Consider the following 10,140-nt stretch of genomic DNA (forward strand, 5'->3'; position numbering starts at 1 on the left):
AGAGGTCTTTTACAACCGCAGTCGTAGACATTCGTCTCTGGGGTATATGAACCCGGAACAGTATGAGGCCATCAACATGGCTGCTTAACTGCGTGTCCACAAAATAGGGGGAAGATCAGTCCTCCTGGACTTTGTCAGAGGCCACTTGGCAAAAACGTGGTTTTGACAAGTGGCTCGAATTACTCGTCTTAAGAAAGCCTCGCAATTCGGCGGGCCGTCCATGGCCCGCCTTATTCTGAAAAAACCTGACAACCCCGTTTTGCGCGGCTATCTGAAAAAGATTACATCTTCAGCCTTAAAGCTGATCCACACCTTGCTGCCCGGCCGGGTGCCGGGAGTGAGGTTTTTTTGATCCAGGGGCAGATTAAAAAAAAGATGCCCCACCTGAAGCTGGATCAGGAGATCGTCCGGGTCTCTGCCTATAGATAGCTGGGTTACCCGTGCCTTGATCAGGTTTAAGGGGGGTGGGTCAGGCCGGTGGAATCTAGGTAAGCTGATTTTGGCCGGGTCAATTCCCGCCACAGTTTGGGGGAGAGCGTATTGGCCGGGCGCCGCAGCCAGAATTACCTGGTCCTCGGAAAGGGGCAGACAGAGATAGCCCGGGATTTCAGATTCATGCCATGGTCCGGGGAGGATAGTCAATGGGCCTTGACCCATGATTTTGCCCCGATCAAGATTTAGCACTTGATTGGTCAGGGAGTTCAACCAGATAAGGTCGTGGCTGGCCACCACCAGAGTTGCCCCGGATTTTTCTTGAGCCCTTAGGGCAGCTTCCAGAACCAGGGCCGCGCTGGCGGAATCAAGGCTGGCCGTGGGCTCATCCAGCAAAAGAACCTTTGGCTTTAATATCAGGCGGGCGGCCAGGGCCACTCTTTGCGCCTCCCCGCCGGAGAGCTGCTTCCACGAGCGCCTGCCATAATCGGAAAGTTCCAACCCAACCAGGGACAGGGCCTTTTGCACCCGCTCGGTCAGGTTTTCGGTGTCTTTGCGCAGCTTAAGCCCATAAGCTACGTTTTGGAAAACGCTTCTCTTCAAAAGTAAGGCTTCTTGCGGCAAGAGGGCGACCTTGCGCCTTTGATTGCGCTTCAGGTTTTGGACCGGGGCGCCCTTGAAACGGATTTTGCCCATACTGGGGGCTTCCAACAGGGCCAGGATGCGCAAAAGGGTGCTTTTCCCACTTCCGTTGGGACCGGCAAGGCCGACAATACTGTTGGCTTCAATTTCAAAATGATCCAGGGAAAGCACTTCTCTGCCCTGGTAATGCTGCTTTACATTCCTGAGTTCATAAACGGGAGGTCGGCTCAATTTAACCTCCTTTTGAGCCTGCCAAGGCCCAGGTTAACTAAAAAGGCCAGGATCATCAGAACCAGGCCCAGGGCAATGCCCAGGGAAAACTCACCTTTTCCTGTTTCCAGGGCAATAGCCGTGGTAATGGTGCGGGTGTGCCATTTGATATTACCGCCCACCATCATGGATATGCCGACCTCTGAGACCACCCGCCCATAGGCTGTGACCGCCGCTGCCATGACCGCATACCTGGCTTCCCACAAGGTGGTCAGGGCGGCCTGGCGGCGGCTGGCCCCCAGGCTGCGTAAAGTGGCCGAGAGCCTTTGGTCCAGGCTTTCCACCGCAGTGGCCGTCAGGGCGATGACAATGGGAAGCGCCAGTATGGTCTGCCCCAGGGCCATGCCGGGCAGGGTGAATAAAAGCCCCAGGTCTCCCAAGGGGCCGCGGCGTGATATAAAGGCGTAGACCAACAGCCCGATCACCACGGTGGGAAAGGCCAGCAAGGTGTCTACCGTGGTGCGTAAGGGCCTTTTGCCCGGAAAATCAAAGTGCCCCAGCAAAAAGCCCAGGGGAATGCCTATTAAAAGGGAAAGAGCCATGGATAGGGTGGACACCCAAAGGGTTGCCCCAATGGCTGAGTAGGTCTCCGGATCTTGGGCCAATAATAATTCTATAGCCCTTACAAAACCGTTAATAATGTATTCCAGGCTGCCCAATTGTTTTTTTCTAAATAATGATAAGGGAGAAATATTTGCTGGGCCGGAGAATTACAGCTGTTCCCCGGAGCCAATCTGTTCGCATGGAGTTGACCGGAAACATGTTCCGGCCAAATTCAGCTTGCCGATAAAGTCCTCTTGGACTTGCTCAGAGACCGCCCGGCAAAGACATGGATTTCGCCGGGCGGCTGGAACTCATCGTTTTAGAAATCCTCGCAATTCTGCGGACCGTCATTCGGGGCCCCTTAAAAAAAACCACGATTTTTTGCGGCTCATGTTTGGGGCTCCACAATGCGAAGCGTTTTTTGGGGTGCTCATACCCCGTTTTTATTTGGCATTGGGAATGAAAAGTTCCTTGCCCAACAGCCTGAAGTCTTTGATCATTTGTTGGATTTTGGCGGAACGGATCCAGTCTGAGAATTTTTTTGCCAGCTCGGGCTTCACCTTGGGGCAGCGTTTTGGGTTTACCAGCATTACGCTGTATTGATTAAAAAGAATATTGTCTCCTTCAACCAGAACCACCAAAGGGGGATTGCCTTTGTGATTAGCTGAGAATTTTATGAAAGTGCCCCGGTCGGTCATGGTGTAGGCCTTTTTTTCGGTGGCAATGGTTATGGTGTTCAGCATGCCCTGACCGGTCTCTACATACCAGTCCTGTTTGATGGGTGTGTTGAAACCGGCGTTTTTCCACAAAAGCAGTTCTTTTTTATTGGTGCCGGAATTGTCTCCCCGGCTGGCAAATGGCACCTTTTGGGACGCGATTTTTTTTAACGCCGCTTCGACATTTTCACCCTTTATGGCGGCCTTGTCCTCAGGCGGGCCTATTATCACGAAATCATTGTACATGATTTCATGACGATCAATGCCGTAGCCTTGCTTGACATATTCCTTTTCCGCAGGTGGAGCATGGACCATGAGTATGTGAACATCGCAGTTTTGTCCGAGCTTTAAGGCCTTGCCTGTACCCACAGCCACCCATTGCAGCTCTATGCCGGTATCTTTTTGAAATTGCGGGGCCAGATAATCCAATAGCCCGGTATTGGCTGTGGAGGTGGTTGTGGCCATGCGCAAGGTCTGGTTTGCCTGCGCCATTTGCCCGCAGAACACCATCAGAGCCAATCCCAATAAGGCTGTAAGGGCAGGTAATAGTTTTTTCATTGCCATTCTCCCGGTAATGCTATTTGCGGGTTTGAACTTATTGTTAGCGAATTGGTATGATTATGTCATAACAGACATAATTCTTAAAAATAAAAATAAGCTTCCGGGGGGCTTATCTTTAAATGTGGCTTGAGTGTAAAAGAGGAATGTAGTGTAGGGTGAAAAGATCTATCAGGCAACTTGTTGATAGGATAGGATAAATTATAATTTCCAAAATTATCGGCGTTTAAAAATATTTAGTTTTTACTTTTAATCCCCTGAAGTAAAAATGGATATTTTCTCTATTTTTTTCCTGCCCTTTGAGGACCTAAAAAATAATAATGCTATTTTTCGGAGTATAAGAGACCGTGAAAAGAAGAAAAGGAAGAATCTGTGCAAGCTAAAATTCATACGAAAAGACCTGGATGGTTTTAGTGTTATATCCATCCAGGCCTTTTTGCGGCAGTTTAATTGTCTGCTATGGCACCAGCCCGGTGAGCAGAGTCACCCTTACTCCCCCATGGGGCACCACCAGGTATTCAGCGTGCTTGAGTTTGAAAAAATCGACCCATTCTGGGCGATATAGCACCACTCCCACTTGCCAGCCTGACCACACCCTTGCAAGGCGTGACGCGGTTTTGGCTGCAAAATCCTTTGCCTCTCTCACACTGCCCAAGCGCTTTCCATAAGGGGGGTTGATCACCACCAGGCCCGGCTCAGGTGTAGGGGGCTTTAAGGTAAAGAAATTAGCCTTATAAAGGTTGATATCCTGATCAACCTGAGCCCTTTCTGCGTTTTGCCTGGCCAGGTTTATGGCTCCTGCCAGGCGGTCGGTGGAATATATGGGGGCTTTTTCGTTCAAGGGGTTGATCTGTTCTTGGGCCTCGCCTTTAAGATGCTGCCAGGTGGGTTGTCTGTGGGCAGGCCAGTGTTCCATGGCCAGGCCCCGCATCAGGCCCGGGGCCTGGTTTTTGGCGGCCAGGGCCGCCTCAATCCCGAGGGTGCCGGAGCCGCACATGGGGTCTGCCAGGGGAGCATTCCCCCTGTATCCACTGAACATGAGAAGCGCCGCTGCCAGGTCTTCGCGCATAGGAGCCTTACCCGTAGCCAGACGATACCCCCTTTTGTGGAGATGCTCGCCCGAGGTGTCCAGGCTGATTGTGGCTCTCCGGTCCACTCCCCGCACCATGATCATCTGGCGTCCCGGTTCCTCTTTGTGGGTCAATTCCGGTTCGGCAAGGCCCATCTTGCGCATTCTGCGGCATATATAGCGGAAACTTTCCTCCACAATCAAGGAAGGCGGCCCCATGGTGCTTTCCTTAAGGGTGACCTGAAACCTGACTTTGGCTTCCGGGGCAAGAAAGGCCTCCCAGGGAATGCTTTCCATTTGCCTGGTAAGATCACTGAAACGCCTGACCCTGAAGTCCTTTAGCCTTAAAAGGACCCGTCCTGCCAAACGGGACCAAAGGTTTACCTGGTAGGCTTGGTTCAGCTTGGCGCTGAACCCAACCCCTCCGGGGACGGGCCCCACATTTTTCAGGTCCATGCTGTCTAATTCATGGGCCAGGAGTTTTTCCAGGCCGGGGGCGCAGACTGCGAACATATCCCACGTTTCCGGCCAGATATGTCTTTTTATACGGCGTTCAATATTTATTTCGGGCAAGACAAAGCTCCTTTTTGTTTTTGATTGCCCGAAAAAATTAAACCCCTGACCTGTTCAGGGAACGGGCGTATGGCAATAGAATAACTCCCTTGAATGATATTCGCCACTTACAGGGACTTGAAAAGGCCGCGGAAATTTGTCTGCATACATTTTTGCGTTATTCACAGCCTTTATAGCCGACTGTCGGAAAAGGTAAATCACGCCTTTTTTCAATAAGATCCAAATGACTTTTCATTAAAGGTAAAATTCAATTAAATGCTCAAATCGCCAAAAGATGGTATGTGCGATAATATTCTAAATAAGAGCCCTGCCCCATGTGCCTGTTGTCCTGTTTGCCTGTCTTGGCCGGCAAAAACATGTGTTCAATTTAGGGGGATGTAAGCTTTTAAAAGCTCGGGCCTGATCTGGTTTGGATAGATAGAGCTTCCGTCAAAGATTCGAGCCAGGCTGGAGATAAGCACATTTCACCTTTACTTTTCGAGACAGAATGGTGCGGTATAGCTGAATATGACCCGAATAACCCAACTCCACTCTCGCCTCATTGATTCCTTTGGAATTAAAGATTTTGATATTCCTGCTAGTTATGTAAAATTTTTCTTCAAGGGAGATGATATTCCCGAAAAAGTGCAGCAGTATCATATAGAGGAAGAATCCATTATGTGCTGCCAGGCTGCCCGGCACGCAGCCCAGGGGCACCCTGTGCTTCTTTCTGTCGCAAATATTGGATGCGTGGCCGCGGCGATCAGCCTGGGACTGGTTTCTGCCGTGCAGGAGTCTCCCTTAAGTCCGGAATCAAGGGTCTACACTGATATAATGAAAAAACAATCCGGCAAAGGGCGGGATTTTATGCCCCCAAGCCCAAAGGATTTCACCCAAGGCGCGGTATATGCCTGTAAAGACGCTAAGCGCCCGGATTTTTCACTTTTCGGAGAAAAAGACAGCGGTCGTTATAAAGATATTGAGACAGCCCAAAAAGCGGTTTCTGAGATGGCCGCCCTGCAGCCGCCCCAGACCAAGGCCGTGTTTGTTTACGGTACAAGCTTTGATGAATTGGATATTCTTCCTGATGTGGTGGTTCTTTCGGTCAGACCGGTGGAGTTGGCCAGGCTTATTCAGGGGTATCAGTTCGAGACCGGTAAAAGGGTCAAGGCCGATATGGGTGGGCTCAGGGCTGTGGACAGCGACCTGATAGTAAGGCCCTACCTCACAGGTGAGATAAACGTAGCCACCTATTGCCTCGGAGCCAGACTGGTGGCCAGGTATGAGGCGGATAGAATGGGGATGGGGGTTCCCTTTACCCAATATGAGTTGTTGATCAAGGGCTTGGAAAAATCTCAAACAGGTTATCCGTTTCCCCGCTATCCGGGAGCAAATGGTAAAAAGTAAAGACCGTAAAGGGTTTAGGGGATAAACGTTTTTGTTTTTATAGATTATAAAAGGGTTTGAAGCATACCCCCGCTTAATGAACAATAAGCACATGGAGGTAAATCATGGCGGATAAACCGGTAATCCGGGTTGGACATTTAAAGATCACCGACCATTTGATTCTGGGAATCAGCAAGATGAAGGCTGACCAAGGTATTGAGCCCCTGAACCATTGTCAATTGGAGGCTGTACCTCATCTGGGCTGGAACCAGGTGGCCGACTCCCTGGCCAATGGATCAATCAATGCCGCTTTTGTGCTGGCGCCCACCGCCATGGATCTTTTCAAGGCCGGGGTCAAGATCAAATTGCTTTTGTTCACCCATAAAACCGGCAGTGTAATAATCACCAACAAAAAAGCGGGCATCAAAACAATTGAGGACTTCAGGGGCAAGGTGGTGATCATACCTTACCAGCTGTCGGTTCATCATATGCTTTTGCACCAGATGCTTAAAAAAGCAGGCCTTTCACCTGGAACCGGCGCCACTCCCGGAGCTGATGTGCTTTTGGAGGTGATGGCTCCTTCCCAGATGCCCGAAGCCATCCAGTATGATGATGAAGGGGAAGTGGCGGGCTTTATTGTGGCCGAGCCTTACGGCTCCCAGGCCGTGAGCGAGGGCTATGGAGAGGAGTTCTCACTTTCCAAGGATTTATGGCCCAAACATCCCTGCTGCGTTTTTGTGGCCACGGAAGAATTGATAAACAACCATCCCGATGCAGTGCACGAATTGACCAGGAGCCTGGTGAACTCAGGGCACTCGGTGGATCAAAACCCCGAGGCCGCAGCCAAGCTGGGGTCTATTTTCCTGGGCCAAAAACCCGAAGTGGTTAAAAAGGTTCTCACCGAACCTGCAGACCGGATAACCACCAGTGAACTATTCCCGGTAATTGATGATCTGGCCCGCATGCAGGATTACATGTGTGACCAGATGGAGGTCCTTAAGACTAAGATAGACCTCAACCAGTTTGTGGATACCAGATTTGCCAAGGAGGCCAAGGCCGAATAAAAGCTGCTTGTGTGAAAAAAAAACGTTTTTTCTGCTATATTGAAGCCAGTTCTTAGCATATGAGCGGGAGGTTTCCGCCCCAGGCTAGCCCCTTAGGAGGATGACACTTGTTGGCTTCCACCAAAAAAGAAATAAATGACGCTTGCGGCATTCTTTTTGGCCCGGAGGTGGAGGTGTCTGTGGATTTTCTAAACTACCTGCAGCCTTCAGGGCTCAAGGCCGCTTATCGTAAAAGGGCTTTGGAGAGTCATCCTGACAGGGCCAGGGTGCTGGGGGTGAGCGAAGACCGCATGGTGGAGCAGTTCAAACAGGTTCTCTGGGCCTATGAAAAACTCTGCAGCGTGGTGATGGGCGACGAGGTTTTTCGGGAAAATATTAAGTCCGAGCACCATACCGCCGGATCGCGCAACGGATCGGCCCGCCCGACCTATGGCGACCAGCCCCATTACTACCAGGGGCCTATACCGGGCAGAAGGCTTCGTATTGCGGAATTTCTTTATTATTCTGGTAATATCCCCTGGCATTTATTTATCAAGGCCATTACCTGGCAAAGGATGCAGCGTCCCACCATCGGCCGTTTGGCCTTGGAGGTGGGGGTCTTGAGTGAATTTGAGGTTCAGCGAATTCTCAAGAACAGGCGTATAGGCGAAAAATTTGGTGAATGCGCCATTCGGCTGGGCTATCTTACTCAATTCCGCCTGAGTGCCCTGTTGGGCAGGCAGGCAATGCTACAGCCCCGCATAGGCAGTTATTTTGTTGAAAATGGTATTCTGGCCAAAAGTTTTTTACATAATATGTTGTTTAAGTTGAAAATGCACAATCAAAAGGTGCATTAAAAAACAAAAGCTTTAAGTATCAGCCTTTGGGAGTAAAATTTGTTTTTACCCCAAAGGCTGTGTTTTTTGCCTTAAATAAACGCCTCTAACGGTTTGTAATTAGATCGTAAACAACTTGATTCTTTGCCGAGATAATGCTGTTATTATAAATAACGGCGCTATAAATGGTTTTTCCTCTTTAATGGAAAAATGAAATAGCGCTAAACATTTGACAGTAGAAAACAGGAACTTAACCTGCCCCATAAGATTATGACCAGGTGTTTTCTTATTAAATGCCCGGTCTTAAATATCCCTTGCGTAAATCAAATCACGCAGCCTGGCCGGCTGTGGGGAGTAGTCTGCCGGAAGCCTGTTTGAAACGGAATTCTTTGAGCGGACAAGCCAGGGAGGCCTTTTTCAAAAAGGAGTTGCCGTACTTAAACTTGCGCTTTCAGTTTGAGCTTTTTTGGTGTTTTTTTCGCAGTTTTTTGGGAAATACCATGGAAAGCGTTTTTAGCAAAGGTTGGAAGCAAGCGGGGGCCTTATGACCAATATTTTGGTTGTTGATGACGAGACCGAAATCAGGGCTTTTTTGGAGTTATTGCTTACGCGTCAGGGGTTTGCCTGCTCCCAGGCTGCAAGTGTCGGTGAAGCAATGGAGATTCTGAAAAACATGGAGTTCGAGCTGGTTGTTACCGACATCCGCATGCCCGGAGAGTCGGGATTTGACCTGGCCAACCATGTGAAAAAAAATTATCCCTTCACCAGCATCATCATGGCCAGCGGCCTTGATCAACCCTCTGTGGCCCGCCAGGCACTGGATTTGGGGGTGTATGGCTACGTTATCAAGCCCTTTACCCCAAATCAGATAATTATAGCCGTGCAAAATGCCCTAAGAAGGCGGGAGCTTGAGATCAGCGCCAATGATTATCGTAAGAACCTGGAACACAAGGTGGCTGAGCGCACTCTTTCCCTGCAGAAAACCATCAACGGAACCATCAGGATTTTGTCCCAAATGGTGGAGTTGAGAGATCCTTACACCGCAGGTCATCAGAAGAGAGTAGGGGAGCTGGCCAAGGAAGTGGCCGGTTTTATGGGCCTCAGTGAAAAAAACCGCGAAAATATAAAAATCGCCGGTTTTCTTCACGATATTGGAAAGGTAGCCTGCCCGGTCGAGATCCTTACCAAGCCGGGCCGCTTAAATGAGATCGAGTTTGCCATGATCAAGCAACATCCCCAGGTGGGACATGATCTTTTGAACTCGGTCGATTTTGACTGGCCCCTGGCCAAGACCGTGCTCATGCACCATGAGCGCCTGGACGGATCAGGCTATCCCCAGGGCCTGAAAGCCGATGAGATAATCCTGGAGGCCAGAATCCTTTCAGTCTGCGACGTGGTGGAGGCCATGGCCTCACATCGCCCCTACCGCCCCAAATTAGGGCTCAAAAAAGCCCTTGCCGAGATTAAAAAACGGAGCGGAACCTGGTTTGATGAAGATGTGGTTGAAGCCTGCATCAGAGTGGTGGAAGAGGGGGGCTTTGACTGGTTGGAAGAAAAGTGGGATTAGAAACGGCCTGACTTATTTAATTGATTTGCCGGGCAGCCCGCTTGCGGGTGTAGTGACAAACTGGCTCCCGTTTTTTAAAACCCTCAGGCAAGCGCCTGCCGAGCTTCTTCCAAAACCTCTTTTCTAGCCCATTCATTAAGGCTCAGACGTTCCGCCTTGGCGGCAAGTGCCACCAGCCTGTGTTCCTGTGGAGTCATGCGCACTAAGAATTTACCGGGTAAGGGCTTTCGAGGCTCCTTCCCTCTTTTTTCGCACCAGTTTAAGTAATCTTCCACTGCTTCTTTCAAAGCCTCTTTCATTTCAGCCACGCATGGGCCCTCAACAAAAAATATTTTCAATGCCTTCAAGCGTGCCCCGCAATACACCGTCTTCAATGTTTACAGATGCGTAATAGTCTTTGTCTCTGAGCAGGTTTTTCAATGCGTCCCCCAAAAAAATACTCAGGTTCCTGTGTTCTTATTGGCTGATAATTAACCGTAATTGTTTTGTAACTTTTCTGATGGATTCGGTAGTGTCAATAATCTTT

At 49.8% G+C, this 10,140-nt stretch carries 9 protein-coding genes; 4 read left to right on the forward strand and 5 right to left on the reverse strand.

Annotation, left to right across the window (positions count from 1 at the left end):
• Positions 1-267: 267 nt before the first annotated feature.
• The 4 genes from X474_RS25780 to X474_RS19840 form a co-directional block, all read right to left on the reverse strand.
• A complete protein-coding gene (locus X474_RS25780; protein ID WP_044351414.1) occupies positions 268-1,305 on the reverse strand; it encodes an energy-coupling factor ABC transporter ATP-binding protein in 1,038 nt (345 codons plus the stop codon).
• Positions 1,302-1,994 (reverse strand): ABC transporter permease, encoded by a 693-nt coding sequence (locus X474_RS19830; protein ID WP_044351426.1) that lies wholly within the window; start codon positions 1,992-1,994, stop codon positions 1,302-1,304. Before X474_RS19830 ends, X474_RS25780 begins: the two co-directional genes overlap by 4 nt.
• A gap of 336 nt (positions 1,995-2,330) precedes the next feature.
• A complete protein-coding gene (locus X474_RS19835) occupies positions 2,331-3,161 on the reverse strand; it encodes an ABC transporter substrate-binding protein (RefSeq protein WP_044351417.1) in 831 nt (276 codons plus the stop codon).
• 457 nt (positions 3,162-3,618) lie between these two features.
• The gene (locus tag X474_RS19840; protein ID WP_044351419.1) at positions 3,619-4,803 is read right to left on the reverse strand and encodes a THUMP domain-containing class I SAM-dependent RNA methyltransferase; all 1,185 of its coding nucleotides are present in this window, start codon (positions 4,801-4,803) and stop codon (positions 3,619-3,621) included.
• A gap of 507 nt (positions 4,804-5,310) precedes the next feature.
• On the opposite strand from X474_RS19840, the gene X474_RS19845 reads away from it, so the two are divergent.
• The 4 genes from X474_RS19845 (at position 5,311) to X474_RS19865 (ending at position 9,614) form a co-directional block, all read left to right on the forward strand.
• The gene (locus tag X474_RS19845; protein ID WP_044351420.1) at positions 5,311-6,189 is read left to right on the forward strand and encodes a DUF169 domain-containing protein; all 879 of its coding nucleotides are present in this window, start codon (positions 5,311-5,313) and stop codon (positions 6,187-6,189) included.
• A 104-nt stretch (positions 6,190-6,293) separates the two neighbouring features.
• A complete protein-coding gene (locus X474_RS19850; RefSeq protein ID WP_044351421.1) occupies positions 6,294-7,232 on the forward strand; it encodes an ABC transporter substrate-binding protein in 939 nt (312 codons plus the stop codon).
• Positions 7,233-7,342: 110 nt separating this feature from the next.
• The gene (locus X474_RS19855; protein ID WP_156360854.1) at positions 7,343-8,068 is read left to right on the forward strand and encodes a J domain-containing protein; all 726 of its coding nucleotides are present in this window, start codon (positions 7,343-7,345) and stop codon (positions 8,066-8,068) included.
• 523 nt (positions 8,069-8,591) lie between these two features.
• Positions 8,592-9,614: a response regulator gene (locus X474_RS19865; protein ID WP_044351424.1), complete on the forward strand. Its 1,023-nt coding sequence runs from the start codon at positions 8,592-8,594 to the stop codon at positions 9,612-9,614.
• 83 nt (positions 9,615-9,697) lie between these two features.
• Here the strand turns inward: X474_RS19865 and X474_RS19870 are convergent, their stop codons facing one another.
• Positions 9,698-9,913, reverse strand: coding sequence for a toxin-antitoxin system HicB family antitoxin (locus tag X474_RS19870; protein ID WP_231688357.1), 216 nt, complete (start codon positions 9,911-9,913; stop codon positions 9,698-9,700).
• Positions 9,914-10,140 lie beyond the last annotated feature (227 nt).

It is taken from the genome of Dethiosulfatarculus sandiegensis (assembly GCF_000931935.2).
Taxonomy (GTDB): Bacteria; Desulfobacterota; Desulfarculia; order Desulfarculales; family Desulfarculaceae; genus Dethiosulfatarculus; species Dethiosulfatarculus sandiegensis.

Bases quoted from the DNA above. Each gene is read 5' to 3' on its own strand.
- X474_RS19865 (WP_044351424.1), top strand. From the start codon at position 8,592: ATGACCAATATTTTGGTTGTTGATGACGAGACCGAAATCAGGGCTTTT.
- X474_RS19835 (WP_044351417.1), bottom strand. From the start codon at position 3,161: ATGAAAAAACTATTACCTGCCCTTACAGCCTTATTGGGATTGGCTCTG.
- X474_RS19845 (WP_044351420.1), top strand. From the start codon at position 5,311: ATGACCCGAATAACCCAACTCCACTCTCGCCTCATTGATTCCTTTGGA.
- X474_RS19870 (WP_231688357.1), bottom strand. From the start codon at position 9,913: ATGAAAGAGGCTTTGAAAGAAGCAGTGGAAGATTACTTAAACTGGTGC.
- X474_RS19850 (WP_044351421.1), top strand. From the start codon at position 6,294: ATGGCGGATAAACCGGTAATCCGGGTTGGACATTTAAAGATCACCGAC.